We start from the raw sequence: 22,642 nt of genomic DNA on the forward strand, positions 1-22,642 counted from the left end.
GAGTATCTTTGCACGAATTTAACAAAAAGCCATTCTGCAAATATGAAAATCATCAACCTGAGCGAGCACAACTCCATCATCAATCAGTATATGGCGGAGATACGTGACAGGGAGTATCAGAAAAACCGGTTGCTTTTCCGCAACAACATTACGCGCATAGGTGAGTTCGAGGCCTTTGAAATCTCGAAGACGCTCGACTATGAGCCGCAGGACATCGAGACCCCGCTGGGCTTTTCCCAGGTGAACGTGCCCACCGATAAGATAGTGCTGGCCACCATCTTCCGTGCCGGACTGCCTTTCCACAATGGCTTCCTCAATGTGTTCGACCATGCCGGCAATGCGTTTGTCAGCGCCTATCGCGAGTACAAGGACGAGGAACACACCAAGGTGGGCATTCATGTGGAGTATCTGGCCACACCGAGCATCGACGGCAAGAACCTGATTATCGCCGACCCGATGCTGGCCACCGGCGGCAGTATGGAGCTGGGATACAGGGCATTCCTCACCAAGGGCACGCCCAAGCGCATCCATGTGGCCTGTGTCATCGCCACGCCCGAGGGCATCGCTCACATCCAGAAAACGTTCCCCGAGGACAAGACCACCATCTGGTGTGCCGCCATCGACCCGGGCATGAACGACCACAAGTACATCGTGCCGGGCTTCGGCGATGCCGGCGACCTGTGCTACGGCGGCAAACTGTAGGCCGGACCCCTTGTTGCCCCCTATGGTTTAACCTGTCCTCCCTCCACGCTGCGGCCCTGTGCGACACCCGAAAACCGGGATGCGCCGGGCCGCGGCGTGGAGGGAGTTTTTCTTGTCGGGAAGTGAAGCCTGGACTTTACTCCACTTCCCAAATATCGTTGGTCTCGAGCAGCTCGGTGAAGTTGTGGTAGGCTTTCTGTTGGCTTACCTCTTCAATTTGCCGGTTCACGGCCTCGTCGTAGGTCGGCGCCTGCACGTCACGGATGACGCCAAGGGCCACCGGGAAGCCGTGTTCGTTGTCCATCATGGCCAGTTTGAGCTGTAGCGTCTTGTCCTCGCAGTGGCTGTCGTGAATCAGGATGTCGTCCATCGTGTATCCGTCCTTGCCGATTTCGACCACTTTCAGGCCGAAACCCTCCTGCACCAGTCCGTACCTGTCGTCCTCGCCAAACACCAGCGGCTTGCCGTCTTCCACGTAGATGGCATTCTGCCGGCGCCCCTCCTTGCTGTAAATAGACTCGTGGGTGCCGTTGTTGAAGATGACGCAGTTCTGCATAATCTCGCACACGGAGGCCCCCTTGTGCCGTTGGGCGGCCTTGAGCACCTCGATGGTGCCCGTGGAGTCGGTGGCCACGGCGCGGGCAAAGAAGCGGCCGCGGGCACCGAAACAGAGTTCGGCCGGGCGGAACGGGTCTTCCACCGTGCCGTAAGGACTCGATTTCGACACGAAGCCGCGGGGCGATGTGGGGGAGTACTGGCCCTTGGTGAGGCCGTAGATACGGTTGTTGAGCAGGATGATATTGATGTCCACGTTGCGGCGTATGGCGTGAATGAAGTGGTTTCCGCCGATGGCCAGCCCGTCGCCGTCGCCGCTGATCTGCCACACGGTGAGCTCCGGGTTGGTCACTTTCACGCCCGTGGCGATGGCGGCGGCCCGGCCGTGGATGGTCTGCATGGCGTAGGCATTGACGTAGTAGGGCAGTCGGCTGGAGCATCCGATGCCCGAGATGACGGCCGTCATGTGCTGTGGAATGCCTATCTCGGCCATGGCCTTGTGCAGCGAGGCCAGGAAAAAGTGGTCGCCGCATCCGGGACACCACCGTGGCAGTCCTTTCTTGAAATCTTGCGCTGTAAGTGTTTCCATAAATGTTTTCTTGTCTTGAGGGGCGGGCTGTGGGCCCTGCCGGTTAGTCGTTGATGATTTTCTCGAAGCTGGCCACGAGGTCCTCCACGTTGAAAGGCTGGCCTTTCACCTCATTATATTGGTAGGGCACGAAGCCGTTGATCTTCATGCGCAGGTACCCGGCAAACTGTCCCAGGTTTTGTTCGGCCACCACCACCTTGGGGTATCGGCGCATCACGGCCTCGGTATTGGCCGGTAGCGGATTGATGTACTCAAAGGGAGCGCATGCCGTTTTGTAGCCTTTGGCACGCAGTGCCTGCATGGCGGAGTAGAGGTGTCCGTAGGTGCTGCCGAAGCCAACGATGAGCAACTGTGCGTCGTCAACGTCGCCGAGCACCTCCACGTCGGGCACTTCGATGCGGGCCACTTTCTCTGCCCGCAGGTGGTCCATGCGGTCGTGGTTCTCGGGCTCGGTCGAGATGGCTCCCGTGGCCCCGTCTTTCTCCAGTCCGCCCAGGATGTGGGCGTAGCCCTCCTGGCCGGGCACGGCCCAGTATCGGGCGGCTGTTTGCTTGTCGCGGCGGTAGGGCGTGTAGAGCCCTCGCATCTCCGGGCCGGCGTAATGGGGCTGTATGTCGGGCAGTTTGTTGATGTCGGGCAGCCGCCATGCCGCCGATCCGTTGGCGATAAAAGCGTCTGTAAGCAGGATGACGGGCGTGAGATGCTCCAGCGCCATCTTGGCTGCCGTGTAGGCTGCCTCGAAGCAATTGGTGGGGCTGGTGGCGGCAATCACGGGGATGGGCGACTCGCCGTTGCGCCCGTAGAGGGCCTGCAGCAGGTCGGTTTGCTCGCTCTTGGTGGGCAGACCGGTCGACGGACCGCCGCGCTGCACATTGACGATGACCAGCGGCAACTCGTCGATGACAGCCAGATTGATGGCTTCCGACTTGAGGCAGATGCCGGGCCCCGAGGTCGACGTGGCGGCCAGCGCACCGGCAAAGGCCGCCCCGATGGCACTGGCGCAGCCGGCAATCTCGTCTTCGCACTGCACGGTGGTCACGCCCAACGACTTGTGTTTGGACAGCTCGTGCAGGATGTCGGTGGCCGGCGTGATGGGGTAGGAGCCCAGAAAGAGGCGCAGCCCCGCTTTCTCGGCGGCGGCCATCAGGCCGTAGGCCGTGGCCTTGTTGCCCGTGATGTCCATGTAGCGGCCCGTCTCCTTGTGCCTGGAGTCGATGCGATAAGTGTTGGGCACCGAGGCGTGGGTGTTGGCCCCGTAGTGGTATCCGGTCTCCACCACCCTCATGTTGCACTCGGCCAGTCCCGGCTTCTTGCCGAACTTGGCCTTCAGAAAGTTGTCCACCAGCCGCAGGTCGCGGTTGAAGAGCCAGCACACCAGCCCCAGGGCGAACATGTTGCGGCACTTCAGGATGGACTTGTTGTCCATTCCACTGTCGGCCAGACACTCGCGCACCATCGTCGTGATGGGGCAGGCGATGAGGCGATCGGTGTCGAGTCCCATCTCCTCGAAGTAGTATTCGCTGTTGATTTCGGCCTTTTTCAGGTCGGTCTGCCTGAAGCAATCGGTGTCGATGATGATGCAGGCCTGCGGCTTGGCATACTTGTATTGCGTCTTCAGCGCGGCGGCATTCATGGCCACCAACACGTCGCACTTGTCGCCCGGAGTATAGACACGGCCCTCGCCGATGTGTACCTGGTAGCCCGATACGCCCGTGAGCGAACCCTGCGGAGCCCGGATGTCGGCCGGATAGTCGGGGAACGTGGAGATGCCGTTGCCCACGGTAGCCGATATGGTTGAGAAAATGTTGCCGGCCAATTGCATGCCGTCGCCGGAATCGCCGGAGAACCGCACGACGACGTCCTCGAGTTCTTTCACCTCTAATTCTTCTGCCATCATGTTTTCTGCGCTTTTAGTTTTTGGTTTTATTTTGGGATCAAAGATAGTAAACTTTGGGCAACGCGCAAATAAAAAAGCGTATTTATATTTATCTTTCTCCCGATTTTCTTCGGTATGCAAGTTGCGGCCCCTTGTGACAGAACGGCTGCAAACGGCTGCGGGCGGGGCCTCGTGGGGGGCGGTTGGCCGGGTTGCGGTTCCATGACGTGGACGCCATCTTGTGGACATGCTACGTTTTTGGCTGAATGATTATGCCGTAAACGCCGTGCGATTACGGCGTAGCAGCCGCGCGTTTGCGGCGCAATCGTCGTGCGATTACGCCGTTGTTCAGACAGGAAAACGGGGAATTTCAGATAGAAAGAAAGAGTTGTTCAGACAGAAAAGATGGTATTTTTAGACAGAACAACATAACAACATGTTTCTGAATAGCCGGTGATTGGCGGGCCGGCACAAAGGCCGGCCCCTACGAGCATCCCCTATATCATCCTATTTGTCCTATAATCGCCTAACAAACAATGCCAGTAACGATGAGTGGCGAATGGCAGCTTAACTCCCGTCGGCCATTTTGAATTTTGAATTCTGAATTTTGAATTGGGCATTAATACTTGAACGAGCTTCCCCCCAGAAACTCGCGCAACAGGCTGGTGGGCGGGATGTCGCGGTTGGGAATGGGGCTCAGGTATTGCAGGAACTTGCGCAGTCGGTAGGCCTCGGAGTGCTCCTCGCAGTTCTCGGGCACCAGTTCCAGCAGGGGTTCGGCCTGCTGCCGGATGACGGCCAGTTCGAAGAGCATGGCCGAGTTGAACATGGCGTCGGCGTTTTCTTGGTAGGGAAAGATCCACTTGTTCTCGCCGGCGCGCACCGACGGCCAGCGGCGGATGGTCTCGCGGGCGTTCACTCCTCGGTATTTGTAGTCGCGGATGATGCGGCGCAACAGCCTGTTGTCGGTGGTAGGAATGTAGTTATGGTCGTCGAGCAGGATGGTGGTGAGGGCCGAAACATAGACGCGGAACTTCTGTGTCTCGGGTATCTGCGCCGTGAGCTCCGGGTTGAGGGCGTGGATGCCCTCGACCACGAGCACGTTGTTGTCGGCCATGCGCAGCCGCCGGCCGCCGCTTTCGCTCATGCCCGTTTGGAAATTGTACTTGGGCAATTGCACCTCCTCGCCACGAAAGAGGGCGTTGAACTGCGCGTTGAGCAGGGGCAGGTTGAGGGCGTAGAGGCTCTCGTAGTCGAACTCGCCGTGGGCGTCGAGCGGCGTGTGGGCGCGGTCCACGAAGTAGTCGTCGAGCGAAATCTGCAGCGGTTTGAGGCCGTTGGCCAGCAGTTGGATGCTGAGCCGCTTGCACGCCGTGGTCTTGCCCGATGACGAAGGGCCGGCCAGCAGCACCAGCCTCACGTCCTTGCGGCTGGCTATCTCGTCGGCAATCTGCGATATTTTCTTCTCTTGCAGGGCCTCCGACACGTTGATGAGGTCGGTGGCCCGCCCGGCATTCACCATCTCGTTGAAGTCTCCCACGGTGCGGATGCCCATGATGCGTTGCCACCGGTGGTGCTCCTTGAAGATCTCGAACATCTTTTCCTGATGGACGAACTGGGGCAGCACGCCCGGCGTCTTCAGGTCGGGGATGCGCAGCAACAGGCCGTCGTAGAACGGCTCCAGCCCGAAGAGATAGAGCTGCGAGGTGTTGGTGAGCAGGGCTCCGTAGTAGTAATCCACGTAGTCGTCTATCCGATAATAAGTGGTGTAGATGGTGCCGATGCTGCGCAGCAGCTTCACTTTGGCCTCGTCGCCCTTGTCCTCGAACATGCGTATGGCCTCCTCGGTGGGTACTTGGTGGCGGGTGATGGGCATGCGGGCGTCGACAATCTGCTGCATGCGCCCCCTGATGCGGTCCACGTCGGCCTGTTCCACGCTGCGGCCTATCTGCAAATCCACGTAGTATCCGTTGCTCACCGGGATGTCGATGTTGACCCGGCTCTTGGGGTAGAGGTCGTGCACGGCCTTGCAGAGCACAAAGAAAAGCGTGCGCGAATAGTTGCGCGAGCCCGACCCGGAGGTCATGTCGAGAAACTCCACGTCCTTGTTGTGGTAGAGTCGATAGTGCATTCCCTCCACCTTATTATTGACTTTGGCGCAGATGGGACCGTGGTTCATTTTGAGATTTAACGTTTGGTAAACATCAGAAAGTGAGCTGCCAATGTCTGCTTTTAATGTTTTTTTATTATTTTTGCAACGGATTTGTATCATTTGTTTCATTTCGAGGCTGCGGCGTTGATGTGACAACGCACGCAGTCAAAGTTAGAAATTATTTTGCAATCCGCCAATACGATGACACGACAAATAAACTAAATTTATGTCGATTTGGATTTTGTTTAGGCTGATCGGCTCGCTCGCGCTCCTCATGTTCGGCATGAAGTCGATGAGTGACAGCCTCCAAAAGATGGCCGGCCCCCAGTTGCGGCATGTGCTTGGAGCAATGACCACCAACCGTTTCACCGGCATTCTCACCGGGACGTTCATCACCGCAGCCGTCCAGTCGTCCACCGCCACCACGGTGATGACCGTTAGCTTTGTCAACGCCGGTCTGCTTACGCTGGCCCAGGCCATCTCGGTCATCATGGGAGCGAACATCGGAACCACGCTCACGGCCTGGATCATGTCGGCCGGGTTCGCGTTCAACATCACCGATTTTGTGTGGCCCGCCTTCTTCGTCGGCATCATTCTCATCTACTCCAAGCGGCGCAAAATCATCGGTGACTTCCTTTTTGGCGTGAGCTTCATGCTCCTGGGCCTGGGCACCCTGCGGCAAACCGGCATCGACATGGACCTCGCACACGACGCCCCCGTGTTGGCTTTCTTCTCCTCTTTCGACCCCGACAGCTTCGTCACCACCATTGTTTTCCTCCTCATTGGCAGCGTGCTCACCATGTGTGTGCAGAGCTCTGCCGCCATCATGGCCATCACGATGATACTCTGTTCCACGGGCGTGCTGCCCATTTATCAGGGCATTGCGCTGGTCATGGGCGAGAACATCGGCACCACTGTCACCTCCAATCTGGCCGCCCTCACAGCCAATACGCAGGCGCGGCGGGCGGCTTTCGCCCACATGGTGTTCAATGTTTTTGGCGTGGTGTGGGTGCTTGCGGTGTTCCATCCTTTCATCAACATGATATGCAGCTGGGTGGGCTTCGACGTGACGATGGCCAAAACCGACCCCGGCTTCTTGGCCAATGCCGCCCGGCTGAGCTTTGTGCTGGCCGCCTTCCACACCACGTTCAACGTTACCAACACGCTCATTCTGGTGTGGCTGGTGCCCCAGATGGAGAGGTTGGTGTCGTGGGTCATCAAGCCCAAGGCCCACAAGGATGAGGATGACTTCCGTCTGCGCTTCATCCAGACCGGTATCATGAAGACCCCCGAGCTCTCCGTGCTTGAGGCGCAAAAGGAGATACAGAGCTTCGCCGAGCGCATACAGCGCATGTTCGGCATGGTGCGCGAACTGCTGGGCGAGCGCGATACCGACAAGTTTGTGAAGCTATACACCCGCATTGAGAAGTATGAGGGCATCGCAGACAATATGGAAGTCGAGATCGCCAACTACCTGGACAACGTGTCCAACGCCCATCTGAGCGACGAGACCAAGGAGAAAGTGCGGGCCATGTTGCGTGAAATCTCCGAGATAGAGAGCATCGGCGACAGCTGTTTCAACCTGGCCCGCACCATCAAGCGCCGGGTGAACAGCAAGGAAGACTTCACCGACAGGCAGTATGAACACATTCATCAGATGTTTGAACTGACCGACGACGCCCTGAGCCAGATGAACCTGATGTTCCAAGGACACCGTGCCGACCTCGACGCCAACCGTTCGTTCAACATCGAGAACGAAATCAACAACTACCGTGACCAGCTGCGCACGCAGAACATCACCGACGTGAACAGCCACACTTATACCTATACCATCGGCACCATGTACATGGACGTCATTCAGGAATGCGAGAAACTCGGCGACTATGTGGTCAATGTCGTCGAGGCCCGCATGCGTGTAAGGCAGTCGGAGGCATAGGTCTGGTTGCAGTGAATTTCTATTATTATATCACATTAATCCAACCATTCGTTTTATGAGTGAAAGTTACTGGGTCGTTTTTTTGCAGATTCTCGGATCGCTGGCCCTCCTGATTTACGGCATGAAAGTGATGAGCGAAGCCTTGCAGAAGATGGCCGGCGCGCAGTTGCGACACATTCTTGGCGCGATGACCACCAACCGTTTCACCGGCCTTGCCACTGGTGCTTTCATCACCTGCGCCGTGCAGTCGTCTTCGGCCACCACGGTGATGACGGTGAGTTTCGTCAATGCCGGTCTGCTCACGCTGGCCCAGGCCATCTCCGTCATCATGGGTGCCAACATCGGAACCACGCTCACAGCTTGGATCATGTCGCTGGGCTACAACGTCGACCTCACGATGGCCGTCTTCCCGGCTTTCTTTGTCGGCATCATCCTCATCTATACCAAGAAGAGCCGCTACGTGGGCGACTTCCTCTTTGGCATCGCCTTTCTCTTCTTCTCGCTGGTGTTGCTCAGCAACGCCGGCAAGGCGCTCGACCTGGAGCACAACCCTGCCGCCATCAGCTTCTTCTCGTCGTTCGACACGGGCAGCCACCTCACCATCCTGATTTTCCTGCTCATCGGCACCGTCATCACCTGCGTCGTGCAGAGCTCGGCCGCCGTCATGGCCATCACCATCCTGCTCTGCTCCACGGGCGTGCTGCCCATCTATCTGGGCGTTGCACTGGTCATGGGCGAGAACATCGGCACCACCGCCACGGCCAATCTGGCGGCCCTCGGGGCCAACACCCAGGCCCGCCGCGCCGCCTTTGCCCATCTGCTGTTCAACGTGTTCGGCGTGGTGTGGGTCATGTTGTTGTTCTATCCTTTTGTGGGCATGGTGTGCCGGCTCGTGGGCTACGACCCCGATGCCACCACTTACACTGTGGCACAGCGGGCCGCCCTGCTGCCCATCGTGCTGGCTGCGTTCCATACTTGTTTCAATGTAACCAACACGGCGGTGCTCATTTGGTTCATTCCGCAGATGGAAAAAGTGGTCTGCGCCATCATCAAGGGCAAGGAGAAGAGCGAGGACGACGACTTCCGTCTGCGCTTTATCCAGACCGGAATCATGAAGACCCCCGAGCTCTCGGTGTTCGAGGCCCAGAAAGAGGTACAGAGTTTCGGTGAGCGCATGCAGCGCATGTTCGGTATGGTGTGCGAGCTGCTCGACGAGAAAGACAAGTCGAAAGCCGAAAAACTGGCCGCCCGCATCGAGAAATATGAGAGCATTGCCGACAACATGGAGATTGAAATTGCCAAATACCTCGATTCCGTGAGCAATGCACACTTGAGCGACGAGACCAAAGGCAAGATACGTTCCATGCTTCGCCAGATCACCGAGATAGAGAGCATCGGCGACGCCTGCAACAACATGGCCCACACGCTGGTGCGCAAAGGCGCCTACAAGGACGACTTCACGGCCAAGCTCTACGAGCAGGTGCGGCAGATGTTCAACCTCACCGACATGGCGCTTTCACAGATGGTGGTGTTGCTTACAGGCCATAAAGACGAGCTGGACGTTGACCGATCGTTTGCCATTGAGAACGAAATCAACCGGCTGCGCAACCAGCTGCGTCAGCAGAACATCAACGATATTGACAACCACGAGTACAGCTACGCCATGGGTACGCTCTATATGGACCTCATTCAGGAGTGCGAGAAGCTGGGCGACTATGTGGTGAACGTGGTCGAGGCACGCATGGGCGTGCGTCAGGCCGGATAGTCAAGACCTATTGTCAGAGAGAAAACAGACTGTGACTTATGATTTGGAATGAGACGATGGAGTGCATGGACCGCGGCCAGCTGCGCGAAATCCAGAGCCGACGACTGCGGAAAATGGTGGATTATGTCTACCACAACACCCCCTTTTACCGCAAGAAGTTCCAGGAAACGGGGCTTCTTCCCGAGGACATTCGCGACATCGACGACATAGCGAAACTGCCTTTCACCGACAAGCTCGACCTGCGCGACAACTACCCCTTCGGGTTTGCCGCCGTGCCGATGAGCCAGATTGTGCGCATCCATGCCTCGTCGGGCACCACGGGCAAGCCCGTCGTGGCCCTTTACACACGCAACGATCTGGCCCAGTGGACGGAGTCGCTCTCGCGGGCCTTCACCTCATTCGGTGCCGACCGCAATGACATTTTCCAGATTTCCTACGGCTACGGCCTCTTCACTGGCGGCCTCGGGGCTCACTCGGGAGCCACCAATATCGGGGCCAGCGTTATTCCCATCTCCTCCGGCAACACGCAGAAACAGATCACGCTGATGCACGATTTTGGGGCCACGGCCCTCTGCTGCACACCCTCGTATGCCATGTTTCTGGGCGAGGCCATGAAGGAATCGCCTTGGGACAAGGACGATTTCAAGCTGCGCATCGGGGCTTTCGGCGCCGAGCCGTGGACGGAGAGCATGCGCCGGAAACTGCAGGACGCACTGGGCATCAAGGCTTACGACATCTACGGACTGAGCGAGATTGCAGGCCCCGGCGTGGGCTACGAGTGTGAGTGCCAGCACGGCACCCACCTGAACGAGGACTACTACTATCCCGAAATCGTGGATCCCGAGACGGGCCAGGCCCTGCCCGAGGGCACGGTGGGCGAGCTCTGTTTCACCCATCTCACCAAGGAGGGCATGCCGCTGCTGCGCTATCGCACCCACGACCTCACGGCGTTGCACTACGAGAAGTGTGCCTGCGGCCGCACCTTTGTGCGCATGGACCGCATCCTGGGACGCTGCGACGACATGCTTATCATCCGTGGCGTCAACGTGTTCCCCACGCAAATCGAGGCCGTCATCCTGAGCCTGACGGAGTTTGAACCCCATTATCTGCTCACCGTCGACCGCGATAACAACACCGATACCACCGAACTCCGGGTCGAGGTGAAAGAGGAATACTTCAGCGACGAGATGGGGCAGATGGTGCGGTTGCAGAAGAAACTCGAGAACGAACTGCGCAGCGTCATCGGCCTGGGCTTCAAAGTGAGACTCGTAGAACCCAAGAGCATCGAGCGAAGCACGGGCAAGGCGCGGCGCGTCATCGACAACAGAAAGATGTGATAATTCAAAATTCAGAATTCAAAATTCAAAATTTCCCAATACCGCTTCTCATCTTTCCCCATCCCAACATCGAGCTTTTTAGTCCCAGCTTTAGGATTTCCCAATCCCAACGATGAGATTTTTTAATCCGAAAGAAGAGGCATTTACATTTAAAATTCACGTTATGCTGGCAAAACAACTGTCTATATTTCTGGAGAACAAGTCGGGCCGTCTCACCGAAGTGACCGAGGTGCTGGGCCGTGCGGGGGTGAACCTCTCGGCCATGAGCATTGCCGACAACAGCGATTTCGGCATTCTGCGCTGCATTGTGTCCGAGCCGGACAAGGCCTACACCGTGCTCAAGGAGGCCGGATTCACGGTGAAGATAACCGACGTCATCGGGCTCACGGTGCCCAACACGCCCGGTGCGCTTGCCATCATCCTGCAATATCTGTCGGCCGCCGGCGTGTTCATCGAGTACCTCTACTCCTTTTCCAACGGCGACGGAGCCAACGTTATCATTCGTCCGAGCGACCTCGCGGCTTGCGAGCGCATCCTCTTGGAGAAGCGGGTAGACCTCATTGCCGCCAGCGACCTCTACCGCATGTAAGGCTGTGGCTGCAGGCAAGAGGGCCGAGGACGCACGTCCGAGGCTGCCCGCCCTGCGCCGAGTGCGGCCGATGCACTCCCAGAATGGCTGGTGTGGCCTTTTGCCACACTGGGCAGGAGCCCTGCGAAGTGGTGCCTGAAGCCCTTGACTGCGGACAAGGGCACGGCGGTAGGGGAGGAGAAACCGTATTGCCGCCGAGCCTTGTCGGCTGTCCGGCAGGTGTCATGACTTCTTTTTCAGAAGGCGATAGCCAATGAATCCACCCATGATGGAGGCGGCAAAGATGCCGACTTTGGCCTGAATGTAGTTGTCTGGATTGTCGAAAGCCAGCATGGTGACAAACATGGACATGGTGAATCCGATGGAGGTAAGGAAGCCCACTCCCGTGACGGTGCGCCAGCTCATGGAGCGGGAACGCTTGCCCAGCCCCGTCTTTTCGGTGAGCCACACCGTCAGGACGATGCCCAGTGGCTTGCCCAACAGCAGTCCGCACAGCACTCCCGGTGCCACGTGGTTTGTGTTCAGCACGTGAATATTCATGTCCACAAACGACACTCCCGTGTTTGCAAGGGCAAAGACGGGCATGATAACGAAGAAAACCAAGGGGTGCAGGCTGTGCTCCAGACGCTGGAGCGGAGGCATGGCCTGCACGGAGTCGGCCTTGACGTGGGAGAGAATCTCAAGCTGTTCGGGCTCAAGCGTTCTCACGTCGTTGGGCCCTGACTGCTCAAATTGCCGCGTGAGCTTTTTCATGCGGGCTATGAATGCAGCCTCGGGGATGCGGGAGTCGGCAGGGATGACCATGGCTGCCAGAACGGCGGAGATGGTGGCATGGATGCCCGACATGAGGAAAGCCACCCAGACACCGCCTATTCCCAGAAGGCCGTAGAACCACACATTCTTCACCCCCAAGCCGGTTGCCGACGAACATGACGAGGAGGAAAGACAGCCCCACAACAAGGTTGCCGACCGAGATGTGCGAGGTGTAGAACAAGGCAATGACCACCACCGACCCCAAATCGTCCACGATGGCGAGCGTGGTGAGAAACACTTTCGCAGAGATGGGAACGCGGTTGCCCAGCATGTAGAGCACGGCCAGGGCAAACGCAATGTCGGTCGCCATGGGGATTTCCCAGCCGTGGGCCACGGGCGTTCCGAGGTTGAACAGCAGGTAGATGCCCGCAGACAGCAGCATGCCCATGACGGCAGCCGCCACCGGGAGGGTGACTTTGCGCAGGTCGCGCAGCTCGCCGCCGATGAACTCACGCTTCAGCTCGAGTCCCATGACGAAGAAAAACATCGACATCAAGCCGTTGTTGAACCAGTGTTCGATGCTGAAATTCAGAAAGGGCTGCCCGTCGAAGACAAAGCCGAAGTGGTGTTCCAGCAATTGCGCGTACTCCTCGTGCAGGGGAGAATAGGTCAGTATCAGGGCCAGCGCGACGAATAGGGCCAGTACGATTCCGCTCGACTTCTCCCGTTGCAAAAACTGTAACGTCGGGATAATCATGCGGTTTTCTATATTCTTTTGGTATTGTTGTTTCAGCATCTTGTTGCAAATCATTGAGCTTCCTATTCTTTCAGGGTGTCGAAAAACCGCATCCTTTGGTCAAGGCCCCTGTCTTTTCCATGGCCCAAGTCTGGTCGCCGTGGTGGTCTTTATGCTGTAAAATGGGTTGCATGATTCTTCTATAAGCATAAATGCCATACGATAAAGATTGTGGAAAAAGGTGAAAAACGGGGCGGCGTCAGTCGATTTGTACTGCGTTTGACAATTTTTCATGCTTTCTCGCCGCCTTTTCGGCCCGCGTTTGCAGCAGATTTGTTTTCAGAATATTGTTATTTTTCGGGAAATGTCGTATTTTTGCGGCAAATGAATCATGATATGGAACAGAACGAAAAAACACTGTGGCAGGTGGTGAAGGGATATTTCAACGCCCTGCCCGACAAGGAGAACGAGGAAGAGACGATAGCCCAAATCGACAGCGGCGTGGCTTTCCACGGGGCCAATCTCTGGGTGCTGGTGTTTGCCATCTTCATTGCTTCGCTGGGTCTCAACGTCAATTCCACGGCCGTCATCATCGGCGCCATGCTCATTTCGCCGCTCATGGGCCCCATCATCGGCATGGGCTTGGCCGTGGGCGTCAGCGATTTGGAGTTGCTCAAACGGTCTATCAAGAGCTATTTGGTGGCTACACTCATCAGCGTACTCACGGCCACGCTCTACTTTCTCATCACTCCGCTCACCGAGGCGCAGTCGGAATTGCTGGCCCGCACCTCGCCCACGCTCTACGATGTACTGATTGCTCTCTGCGGCGGCGCTGCCGGCATTTTGGCCCTTTCAACCAAGGGCAAGGGCAATGTCATCCCCGGCGTGGCTATCGCCACGGCGCTCATGCCTCCCCTCTGCACGGCGGGCTATGGGCTGGCCGTGGGCCGTCCGGCCTATTTCTTCGGGGCGTTCTATCTGTTTTTCATCAACACCGTGTTCATTGCACTGGCCACTTTCGTGGGTGTGCGCATGCTGAGGTTCCGGCACAAGACGTTTGTCGACCCCGCCAAACTGGCCAAGGTGAACCGCTATATCGTCGGCATCGTGGTGCTGACGATGCTTCCCGCCACCTACATGACGGTGCAAATCATCCGCCAAAGCGTTCGCGAGAACGACACGCGGAAGTTTGTCAGGAACGAACTTTCATTCAAGGGCACGCAGATTATCTCGCAGAACCGCGACGAGAAGACCAAGACCTTGAACGTGGTTGCCGTGGGCCGGGTCATCACCCCCGAGGCCATCGCCCAGGCCCGCGGTCTGATGGACGAGTACCGGCTGGGTGGCTATCGGCTCAACGTCATCCAGGGGTCGCAGTCGGACAGTCTGTTGCTCAGCCGCGTGCTCAGCAATGCCACGACCGGCACGCAGGTGAGCAAGCAGAAATTGCTGGAGCAAGCCGAGCAAATTCATGCGCTGGAGACGCAGCTGGGCGACTATACGCAGTATGCCCATCTGGGCCTCGTGATCCGGGGAGAGCTTCGGGCGGTGTGCCCGGCGGCGGGAAGCGTCAGTCTGTCCCTGGTTACGGAGGCGCGTACCGACACCGCAGCCACCCGGCAGTATGTGCTGGCTGTGGTGGGGTGCCCGCGCGGACTAAACGCCACCGACCGCCGCCGGCTGCATGACTGGCTGCAGGAGCGCACCAAGGCCGACAGTCTGCGGCTGCTGGTCGCCCAGTAGCCGCGGGCGCATGGGCTGGCCGTCCTTTGCCCTCTCTCCGCGTTCCCTGCGCCCCTGCGCGAGCCCTCGCAAAACTTTCACACCGCAATCGCGCCGCGATGATACCGTTTTCGCGTGCCGACAACACCGCAATCGCGTTGCGATTGCACCGTTCTCGTGCGGCCTTCACGGCGCAATCGCGGAGCCCCTGCAACGCAAAGGGGGAGGCAAGCGTCGTTGCAGCCGCTTGCCTCCCCTTTTTAGCTTGGGCCCCAAGGCCCTCCTACTTGTTGAAAAGCTCGGCGAGTTTCTCCTGAAGTGCCTCCTCTCGCAGGTCCTTGGCCACGATGCGACCCTCGCTGTCCACGAGCACGTTGGCCGGAATGGCGCGCACGTTGTAGGCGGCGGCCCCGGCGCTCTCCCAGCCTTTCAGGTCGCTCATCTGCGGCCAAGGCATGCGCAGCTGCTTGATGGCCTTGAGCCAGGCGGCCCGATTGTTGTCGAGCGACACGCCGACGACCTCGAAACCTTTCTTGTGATACTTGGCGTAGGCCTTCGCCACATTGGGCATTTCGGCGCGGCAGGGGCCGCACCAGCTGGCCCAGAAGTCGATGAGCGTGTAGCGGTTGCGGCCTACATAGTCGGACACTTTCACCGTCCGGCCGTCGGTTCCGCCCATGGCGATGTCGGTGTAGGGCTGTCCCACGGCCGTGGCCGCCGTGGCGGCGCGTGCGGCCATCAGCTCCTTGTAGACCGGATATTGCGGCTGCCGCTCGCCCATGAGCTTGAGCAGGGCCTCCTGTTCGTCGGTCGTCATGTCACCTTGATAGAAGCCGTAGAGCATGTCGCTCAGGGCCGAAGGCATGTGGTCGACGATGTATTGGCGGTGGAACAGCCGCTGCTGCGCCTGCAGCGAATCGAGCTGCGCCTGGGCTTGGCGGCGTGCAGCCTCGTCCTGCGTGGAGTCCTGCATGATGGCCCAGGGGTCATTCTGCCGTGCGGATAGGGTGCTGTCCTCGCGCTCGAACGCGTCCCAGAGCTGCTGGTTGGGGCCGCCCTCGACCATGTTGCGGGTGTTGTCGGCATAGACCTGCATGCGGGCGCGTCCCGGTTCGAGGATGAACGAGGCCATGCCTTTGGCTTCGCCTTGGTGGATGGGCACGATGTAGCGCAGCCGTGCACCCTCGGTGTTGCCCATGAAACAGAACTCACCGCCGAGCACCACGGCCGTGTCTTCGGGCACCATGGAGAAGAAACCCTGCATGGAACAGATGAACACCGAGTCGCCGTCGGCCGTGCTGTCGGCCGTTCCGGTGATGCAGTAGCGGCCTTGCCGCTCCAGGAGCATGCGCTCCACGTTGGCGGGACTGTCTGGCGAGCCCACCACGCGGCCGTCGGGGGCCACGAGCAGATAGTAGGGCACGCCGTTGCCAATCTGCAGTTTGTCCGTCAGGTCGCGGTAACCGGCGGCTGTGGTGCAGTATTGCGGCCACGGTTCGGGATGTTTCTCCATGGCCTTGCGCCACGCCTCGTCCTTGGTGTCGATGGAAATGCCCAGCACGTTCAGGCTGTCGGCATGGCGTTCGCTCAACGTCTTCACCTCGGGCATGGCGTAAAGACAGATGCCGCACCAGCTGGCCCAGAAGTCGAGCAGCGTGTATTTGCCGTTGCGGGGCACGGCATCGGTGAGTTGCAGGGTGCGGCTGTCGGTGGTTTTCAGCTCCAGCGAGGCCAGCGGCGAGCCGATGGTGGTGCGTCGGGCGGCGGCGAGGCGCGTCTGGTATTGCCGGAATCCCTCGGGGTCGATGGTGTTGGGCTGGAGTGTTTGTGCCAGGTGGGCCACCTGCGCGTCGGTCAGGTTATAGGCGCGCTGCAGCAGCGTGTTGGCCAGCCACACCGCCACGGGCGACTGCGGCCGGCGGTCTATAAAGGCCCACACGGAGTCGCCGCGCGCGCCTCCCATGCGCTGCAGCTCGGCAAAGTCGGCCTGTACGGAGCCGCCCGTCACCGTGAGGTCGGGCGAAACGTTGTACGTGTCGTTGCCCACATACACGTCCGTATAGGTCCACTTGATGGAATCAGTGGGCCACTTGTGCTTCTCCACCAGCCGCAGGTTGTTGGTGGTCAGCATGCCCACGTAGGGACGGTCCACTCGTCCCTTCAGTTTGAAGCGTCCGTTCTTTACCGTGCCGTGGGCCAGTTCTACGGAAAAGCTCGTATCGGTGGTGCACGAAAGCCCCACCTCGGTACCGTCGGGCATGGCTACACGCCCGTTGACGACGAAGCCCTCTTTCTGGGCGCCCGCCGTGAGCGCGCACCCGAGAAGAGCCGTCAGGATGATTTTTTTCTTCATATTACTTCTTGCGATAGGCCACCTTGCGGCCGTCGAACACGTAGATGCCCGTCTCTTTCATGGCTTCCACCTTGCGGCCGTCGAGGGTATAGATGCCGCGGCGCACGGCTTTCTTCTTGTCTGCGGCGAGGGCAGAGATGGCGTTGGGCACGTCGGCGCCCTTGCTCAGATAGATCATGGCGGGAGCTGCATCGAGCTTCACGGGGTCTATCTGCTTGCTGCCGTCCCACACCGAGTCGGGCAGGGCCATGTAAACCGTCCGAGGCTGGAGCACGGTGCCGGCCGGAGCCAGCTTCAGCACGCGGTTCTTGACATCGAGAGTGTAGTAGCTGTGCAGCTTGTCGAGCGTGTCCACGTTCACCTCCGTGGCGGCCCAGCGGTTCAGGCTGGTGGGGTCTACGTTCGGCGTTGCGGCTGGCCGGCGCACCAGTGTGGCCTCGCCCTTGCCGTAGACAAAGAAAGGATTGGCGGCCGGAATGTTGAATCCGCCGGTGCTTGGGTTGGTGCAGTTGTCGTTTCCGTCTACGCTTTTGAGGCGCATGCTGTCGGCCTTGAAAGCCCAGGTCTCCACGTTGGTGGGGATGCTCACGTCGGTTGCGTCGCCGGGATAGTACATGAGGAGACGTCCCTCGCCGAAGTCGATGGTCTCGGCATCGTCCGAAGTGAAGTGGGCCACGTAGCGGGCGGTGTCGGTTACCGCCACCTGCATCGTGGCATCGGTGGACACGGTCTGGCCGTTGAGCGTCCAGCGGTCAAACTTGGTGTTGGCAAAGTCGGCGCTTGGCGTGGCGGTCAGCGTCACGTTGTCGCCGATGTTGTTGCACACGGGGCTCACCTTGACGGTGCCCAACTCGTCTTGTCCGTTGGCGGCCCGGGCCACCACGTGGGTGAAGAGGGCGCGGAACGCGCCGTTGGGATCCAGTGGCATCAGGCCGGCCACCGTGGCCGAGTCGCTGCCTCCCTGGCCGCTCGGGTCGTCGGTCACTGTGTTGTTCACGGTGAGGTAGCCGGGATTGGCGGTGGTTGCGATGGAGTCGTTGAACACGGGCTGGTCGTTTTCATCGAACTTGGCCTGGCTGAAGCCGGCCAGAATCCAGCCCTCGGCGGGCTTGGCAAAGCCGTAGACGGAACCCATCGTGCTGACAAACTTCGTCTCCGACTGGGCTCCCCACTGTATCTGGTCGGCGGCAACCTGGTTGTCCTGCGACAGATACACCTCGCCGGCACCCGTGGGCCAGGCGGTCAGCTGGCCGTAGTAGGCATACCAGGTGGAGCCGGCCTGGGCCTGAAGAGCCGTGGCCGCAAAAGCCACGAGCAGCATGATTGCTTTGTGTAAAGTAGAAAACCTTTTCATAAGCGTTCTTTTTTGAGGGTTGATAATATGGTTAATGTTTTCGTTTGCGGTACAGCAGCCCGGCGGCGGCCCCTGTGCAGAGCAGCCCGGCGAGCAGCAGCGCGCATGCCGCGGGGGTGAACCATCCGGGCTCCTGCCGTGGGCCGGCGGGCAGCAGAGCCGCCGGACGGCCGGTGATGAGGGGGCGGCTGTGCCCCGTGCTGTCGGTCAGCGTGGCGTGTTGCCAGGCCTCGGCGAGCAGGGCGGGGGTCATTTTGTCCTCGGGCTGGCCGGTCTTGTCGCCGCGTCCCAGCAGCAGAATGTCCCAGACGAGGCGTGCCCACGGGGCGTTTTGCGAGATGTGGTGCAACACGTCGCGGTAGGTTCCGTTCAGGATGGGGGAGAGATGGTGGTAGGTCAGACGGTTGTTGGCCAGCGATTTCTCCACCATATAGATGCACATCGAGGCACAGTTCACGGCCGGATAGTCGTAGTCCCAGTGCGCCCCTGCGGCCACTTCCTGGTCCAGATTGCGCCAGAGCGTCTGCTTCTCCACGGGGTTCAGGTTGAGCCGGTAGGCCTTGACGCCGCGCCGTTCGGCCCGGTATTGCCGGAGAAACAGCGGTGTGGGGGCGGCCGCGAACCCGGCCTTGGCCCGGTGGAACAGCAGGCTGAGCGTGGCGCCGAGGTCGGTATCCATCTCGAACGTGAAGCTGTAGTCCAGCCCTTTGCTGGGGCATTCCAGCCGCAGGGCGGCGTGGCCGAAGGCCGAGTAGACCTCTCGGCCGGGCTCCACCACGAGCAGACTGGCCCGGATGAAGCCGGGCTCCAAGGCCTCGCGGGCCAGACGCGCACTGTCGGCAGCCGTCGGCGGCGGTGTCCCGACGGCTCCCCGGGCGTGCAGCGACGGTAGCCAGAGCAGGGCCACGAGCAGGAATGGCAGTCGCAGTCTACTGGGCATCGCGCACGTATCTCACGCTCATCTGGTAGCCGTCGGGCTCGGTGCTCTCGCGGCAAACCTCGTTGCGGCCGTAGAACAGCTTGCGGAAGAAGTAGAACTCGCCCTCCTTGCCCGTGTCTTTGGTGGCTGTCCAGTAGTAGGCCATCTCGCCCATGTGTCGCCAGCCCGGCATGCTCATGATGGTGTGGGCCGTGTAATAGCCGCCGAGCAGCAGGTTCAGGGCGCAGGTGTCGCCTTTCATGGTGAGCATGTTGTGGGCAATGCGCCCGCGCCATTCGCGTTGCCGGGTGTCGCTTGGGCTCATGCCCAACTGCTGTTCCAGCTGTTGCCAGTCCTCGTCGGTGGGCAGCCGCCAGCCCTCCGGACAGGCGGCCTGGGCCCCTTTCAGGGTGTAGAGGCGGCCGTAGAGGGTCAGATGCTTGGTGCTTCGGGGGTTCTTCTCGTAGTCTTCGGTATCGAGATACACGGTGCTTTCACTGCCGGCGTCGTACCGGTAGTTGTCGGTCATCCAGTCCTGGCGGCCATACCGCACCCAGCCGTAGGTCTGCCCGTCGCGCGTGTCGGTGTAGCTGCCGGCCGCTGCGGGCTGCACTTTGGCGGGTGTGGCGTCGTCGTCGTTGCCGCAGGCCGTGAGAAAGGTCAGGCCTAAAACCGCGAGCAGCAGTGCGCTGCATGTATAAATCCTGTTCATCGTCTTGTCTTTTGAATCTTGGTGGATGGTTGCTCGGGACGCGTCAGGCCACGTAGCCCAGCGCGGCCAGCACCTGGCGCACGATGGCAAACTTGGCCATCACCACCGAATACCTGCCGTAAGTGTTGGCCAGCCAGGCGTCGTCGTAGAGAATGGCCGAAGTGATGAAGGCCGAAAGATCGGAATCTTGCGAGGGGAACGAGCCCGGTGTGCCGCCCGAACTGATGAAGCCCAGCTGGGCAAGCTCGTCTGCAGAGCCCTTGATGCCGGCGCTGGTGTAGGTGCGGTTGTAGTAATTGGCGCTGTGGGCATAGAACGCACGGAAGGCGTTGGTGTTGTTCTTGGCGGCCTGTGCCACCAGCGTGTTGAGCACGCGACCGGCAAAATTCTTCTTCTGCGCCTCGGTGCGGGGACGCTGCAACAGGTAGTTGGCGGCCACGGCCACGCACCGTTCGTTGGCCACGGCATAGGGTGTGGTGGTCACTTTGTTGCTCGTCGTCACGGAAATGCGGTTGCACAGGAAGAACGAGTAGGGCTTGAGGCGCTTCGTGGCATGGGGCAGGATGTAGTCTTTGACGAACTGCGCCATCTCGGTCTGCTCTTTCTCGGTGGTGAGATACGTGAAGCTGTAGACCGAAGAGGAGTTGGAAGAGCTGCCGATGTCGTAGGCCAGGTCGATGGTTTCCGTGAAGTAGCGGGGCTGTCCGGTGATGTCTGTGCCCTGGTACACGCGCTGCAACGTGTCGTTGAACAGCAGGTAGCTGCCTGTTTCACCGAAGAATCGGCGGCGCAGGGCGGCCGTGGAGCTCTGGTCGCTGTCGGCCGGCTGGAACAGCAGCGAGGGGTTGTCATAGCTGATTGCCGGCGTGTCCTCGCTGCCGCAAGCGGCAAGAACCGTGGCGGCAACCGCCAGCAGGGAGAGGAGGTATGCTTGGGTCTTCATGCGTTGATATGCTTGTGAGGGGGTTAATACACTTTGACGGTGGTATAAGTACGCCACTGATTGCCGTTGCCGGGCATGCCGACGTTGAACTCCAGTACCTCGGTGGGCATGGGAAGCGTCCATGAAGCATCGTCCTCGGTGAGCACGAAGCGGCGCGTTTCGGTGGGTTCCTGCGAGGTATGGTTCTTATAATAGGTGTAGTCGTGGGTGATGGCGATGCGGCTTGGCTGCACGCTGCATACGCGGTAACGGCGCAGGTCGAACCAGCGTTGGCCCTCGAGCACGAACTCGCGGCGGCGCTCCTTGCGGACAAGAGCCACCAAATCGGCATCCGACACGCCGTCGAGCGATAGCTCGGGAGCCCCGGCCTTGTAGCGGGCGGCCATCTGTTGCAGCAGGGCGGCCCGGGCCTCGGCGCTGTGTCCCAGGCAGGCCTCGGCCTCGGCAAGGTTCAGATACGCTTCCGATGACCGTAGCCAGAAGAGCGACGAAATGGGCGACTTGTCGCGTTCAAGGCCGGCATAGTAGGCCTTGTAGTAGTACTCCTTGTCTGTTATGTCCAAATCCGTGTTCTTGTTGCCTACGGCACGCTTGGTGAGCCCGTGGAAAGTGCCCAAGTTCCAGAACCATTGGGCGCGGCGTTGGTCGTTGGCACTGTAGGTGTTGTACTGGTCGTCGGACACCGTGAGGCCCAGAGCACCCGACAAGAGCAGGCAGGGAACGTCGTCGCCGCCCATGGAGAAGATGTTCTCGGGATTGGTTTTCGTCATGAAAGCGACTGAGTTGCCGTTGAGGTTCATCAGGGTGGGGTGCTCGGCAATGGCCTTACGGGCATACTCGACGGCCTTGTCCCAGTTCTGCATGTACAGGTAGACGCGGCTCCGCAGCAGGTGCACGGCCACGGAGTCGGCCCGATAGATGCTCTTCTTGGGTGCGGTGTACTGCGACAGGCGGGTGTCGGCTTCCTGCAGGTCGGCCAGCACCTGGTCGTAGGTTTCCTGCACGCTGTTGCGGCCGAATATCCTGTTTTCCACCTCGGGCGTGGTCTTGAGCGTCACGCCCAAGTCGGTGGCGGCGGTGGAAGGACGGTAAGGTTGGCCGTAGATATTGACGAGCCAGAAGTAGTAGAAGGCGCGCAGGAAGTAGGCTTCGCCCGTTACCTTGAGGTAGCCCTGCCGCTCGTCCTCGGTCGTCTGGGGCAGTTTCTCGGCCTTGGCAAGGATGTTGTTGGCCACGTTGATGGCGTTGTACACCTTAGTCCACTCGGTGTTCTCGGCATAGGCATCGGTGTAGGTCTCGTTCTGCCCCGACCGCTGCTGCCACGTGTAGTAGCCGAAGATGTAGTAATGGGGCTCGTAAGCGGCGGTAGTGCCTTGGGTATTGACCTCGTGCACCTCGTCGCCGACGAGATGCAGGAACGTGCCGTAGTTCACGGCACCCACATATTCGTATTGTTCGCTCGGCTTCACGGGCATGTAGCAGCTGCCCACGAGCAGCTCGTTCATGTCTTGCCAGGAGCGCACGTAGTCTTGGTCTTGCGAGGTGGCCTCCAGAAAGTCGCCACAACCGGAGAGCAGCAGCGTGAGGGCGGCCAGGCTGCCGCCGGCCACGCTACGGCCGATATGCTTGAAAAAATGGTTCATCATTGC

General features: G+C 59.6%; 15 protein-coding genes and 1 pseudogene. 6 read left to right on the plus strand and 10 right to left on the minus strand.

Annotated elements, in window-relative coordinates; genetic code table 11:
* Window positions 1-42 precede the first annotated feature (42 nt).
* A complete protein-coding gene (upp, locus tag L888_RS0112225) occupies window positions 43-702 on the plus strand; it encodes a uracil phosphoribosyltransferase (RefSeq protein WP_015298558.1) in 660 nt (219 codons plus the stop codon).
* Between the two features lie 136 nt (window positions 703-838).
* On the opposite strand, the gene L888_RS0112230 is transcribed toward upp, so the two are convergent.
* The 3 genes from L888_RS0112230 to L888_RS0112240 form a co-directional block, all read right to left on the minus strand.
* Complete coding sequence (locus L888_RS0112230) at window positions 839-1,846, minus strand: 2-oxoacid:ferredoxin oxidoreductase subunit beta (RefSeq protein WP_005845151.1); 1,008 nt, start codon at window positions 1,844-1,846, stop codon at window positions 839-841.
* Window positions 1,847-1,889: 43 nt separating this feature from the next.
* The gene (locus L888_RS0112235; protein WP_027953094.1) at window positions 1,890-3,740 is read right to left on the minus strand and encodes a 2-oxoacid:acceptor oxidoreductase subunit alpha; all 1,851 of its coding nucleotides are present in this window, start codon (window positions 3,738-3,740) and stop codon (window positions 1,890-1,892) included.
* A 601-nt stretch (window positions 3,741-4,341) separates the two neighbouring features.
* A complete protein-coding gene (locus tag L888_RS0112240) occupies window positions 4,342-6,003 on the minus strand; it encodes a nucleoside kinase (RefSeq protein WP_027953095.1) in 1,662 nt (553 codons plus the stop codon).
* A 97-nt stretch (window positions 6,004-6,100) separates the two neighbouring features.
* On the opposite strand from L888_RS0112240, the gene L888_RS0112245 reads away from it, so the two are divergent.
* The 4 genes from L888_RS0112245 to L888_RS0112260 all read left to right on the plus strand — a co-directional run bounded on the left by L888_RS0112245 (window position 6,101) and on the right by L888_RS0112260 (window position 11,501).
* A complete protein-coding gene (locus tag L888_RS0112245; protein WP_005845148.1) occupies window positions 6,101-7,810 on the plus strand; it encodes a Na/Pi cotransporter family protein in 1,710 nt (569 codons plus the stop codon).
* A gap of 55 nt (window positions 7,811-7,865) precedes the next feature.
* The gene (locus L888_RS0112250; RefSeq protein ID WP_027953096.1) at window positions 7,866-9,575 is read left to right on the plus strand and encodes a Na/Pi cotransporter family protein; all 1,710 of its coding nucleotides are present in this window, start codon (window positions 7,866-7,868) and stop codon (window positions 9,573-9,575) included.
* Window positions 9,576-9,613: 38 nt separating this feature from the next.
* Window positions 9,614-10,912: a phenylacetate--CoA ligase family protein gene (locus L888_RS0112255; protein ID WP_005845146.1), complete on the plus strand. Its 1,299-nt coding sequence runs from the start codon at window positions 9,614-9,616 to the stop codon at window positions 10,910-10,912.
* Between the two features lie 163 nt (window positions 10,913-11,075).
* Complete coding sequence (locus L888_RS0112260; RefSeq protein ID WP_027953097.1) at window positions 11,076-11,501, plus strand: amino acid-binding protein; 426 nt, start codon at window positions 11,076-11,078, stop codon at window positions 11,499-11,501.
* A 222-nt stretch (window positions 11,502-11,723) separates the two neighbouring features.
* Here L888_RS0112260 and nhaA read toward each other — a convergent pair.
* A pseudogene (gene nhaA / locus L888_RS13775) lies at window positions 11,724-13,047 on the minus strand (Na+/H+ antiporter NhaA).
* A gap of 339 nt (window positions 13,048-13,386) precedes the next feature.
* Here nhaA and L888_RS0112270 point away from each other — a divergent pair.
* Window positions 13,387-14,733, plus strand: a complete 1,347-nt coding sequence (locus L888_RS0112270) for a TIGR00341 family protein (RefSeq protein WP_015298555.1) — start codon at window positions 13,387-13,389, stop codon at window positions 14,731-14,733.
* Between the two features lie 262 nt (window positions 14,734-14,995).
* Here L888_RS0112270 and L888_RS0112275 read toward each other — a convergent pair whose 3' ends face one another.
* Genes L888_RS0112275 through L888_RS0112300 form a run of 6 tightly spaced genes read right to left on the minus strand, consistent with a single transcriptional unit; the run spans window position 14,996 to window position 22,639 of the window.
* On the minus strand, window positions 14,996-17,065 hold the full coding sequence (locus L888_RS0112275; RefSeq protein WP_027953098.1) for a thioredoxin-like domain-containing protein: 2,070 nt from the start codon (window positions 17,063-17,065) through the stop codon (window positions 14,996-14,998).
* Between the two features lies 1 nt (window position 17,066).
* Window positions 17,067-18,419 (minus strand): hypothetical protein, encoded by a 1,353-nt coding sequence (locus L888_RS0112280; RefSeq protein WP_027953099.1) that lies wholly within the window; start codon window positions 18,417-18,419, stop codon window positions 17,067-17,069.
* Window positions 18,420-18,450: 31 nt separating this feature from the next.
* Window positions 18,451-19,359, minus strand: coding sequence for a lipoprotein N-acyltransferase Lnb domain-containing protein (locus tag L888_RS0112285; protein WP_027953100.1), 909 nt, complete (start codon window positions 19,357-19,359; stop codon window positions 18,451-18,453).
* A complete protein-coding gene (locus tag L888_RS0112290) occupies window positions 19,349-20,050 on the minus strand; it encodes a fibrobacter succinogenes major paralogous domain-containing protein (protein ID WP_027953101.1) in 702 nt (233 codons plus the stop codon). Before L888_RS0112290 ends, L888_RS0112285 begins: the two co-directional genes overlap by 11 nt.
* A 43-nt stretch (window positions 20,051-20,093) precedes the next feature.
* The gene (locus L888_RS0112295; RefSeq protein WP_005845137.1) at window positions 20,094-20,993 is read right to left on the minus strand and encodes a hypothetical protein; all 900 of its coding nucleotides are present in this window, start codon (window positions 20,991-20,993) and stop codon (window positions 20,094-20,096) included.
* A gap of 23 nt (window positions 20,994-21,016) precedes the next feature.
* Window positions 21,017-22,639, minus strand: coding sequence for a RagB/SusD family nutrient uptake outer membrane protein (locus tag L888_RS0112300; protein ID WP_245594886.1), 1,623 nt, complete (start codon window positions 22,637-22,639; stop codon window positions 21,017-21,019).
* Window positions 22,640-22,642: the final 3 nt, after the last annotated feature.

Source organism: Hallella seregens ATCC 51272 (assembly GCF_000518545.1).
GTDB lineage: Bacteria > Bacteroidota > Bacteroidia > Bacteroidales > Bacteroidaceae > Prevotella > Prevotella seregens.

Bases quoted from the DNA above. Each gene is read 5' to 3' on its own strand.
- upp (WP_015298558.1), top strand. From the start codon at position 43: ATGAAAATCATCAACCTGAGCGAGCACAACTCCATCATCAATCAGTAT.
- L888_RS0112280 (WP_027953099.1), bottom strand. From the start codon at position 18,419: ATGAAAAGGTTTTCTACTTTACACAAAGCAATCATGCTGCTCGTGGCT.
- L888_RS0112270 (WP_015298555.1), top strand. From the start codon at position 13,387: ATGGAACAGAACGAAAAAACACTGTGGCAGGTGGTGAAGGGATATTTC.
- L888_RS0112275 (WP_027953098.1), bottom strand. From the start codon at position 17,065: ATGAAGAAAAAAATCATCCTGACGGCTCTTCTCGGGTGCGCGCTCACG.
- L888_RS0112235 (WP_027953094.1), bottom strand. From the start codon at position 3,740: ATGGCAGAAGAATTAGAGGTGAAAGAACTCGAGGACGTCGTCGTGCGG.
- L888_RS0112285 (WP_027953100.1), bottom strand. From the start codon at position 19,359: ATGCCCAGTAGACTGCGACTGCCATTCCTGCTCGTGGCCCTGCTCTGG.
- L888_RS0112300 (WP_245594886.1), bottom strand. From the start codon at position 22,639: ATGATGAACCATTTTTTCAAGCATATCGGCCGTAGCGTGGCCGGCGGC.
- L888_RS0112250 (WP_027953096.1), top strand. From the start codon at position 7,866: ATGAGTGAAAGTTACTGGGTCGTTTTTTTGCAGATTCTCGGATCGCTG.
- L888_RS0112230 (WP_005845151.1), bottom strand. From the start codon at position 1,846: ATGGAAACACTTACAGCGCAAGATTTCAAGAAAGGACTGCCACGGTGG.
- L888_RS0112255 (WP_005845146.1), top strand. From the start codon at position 9,614: ATGATTTGGAATGAGACGATGGAGTGCATGGACCGCGGCCAGCTGCGC.
- L888_RS0112290 (WP_027953101.1), bottom strand. From the start codon at position 20,050: ATGAACAGGATTTATACATGCAGCGCACTGCTGCTCGCGGTTTTAGGC.
- L888_RS0112295 (WP_005845137.1), bottom strand. From the start codon at position 20,993: ATGAAGACCCAAGCATACCTCCTCTCCCTGCTGGCGGTTGCCGCCACG.
- L888_RS0112245 (WP_005845148.1), top strand. From the start codon at position 6,101: ATGTCGATTTGGATTTTGTTTAGGCTGATCGGCTCGCTCGCGCTCCTC.
- L888_RS0112260 (WP_027953097.1), top strand. From the start codon at position 11,076: ATGCTGGCAAAACAACTGTCTATATTTCTGGAGAACAAGTCGGGCCGT.
- L888_RS0112240 (WP_027953095.1), bottom strand. From the start codon at position 6,003: ATGAAACAAATGATACAAATCCGTTGCAAAAATAATAAAAAAACATTA.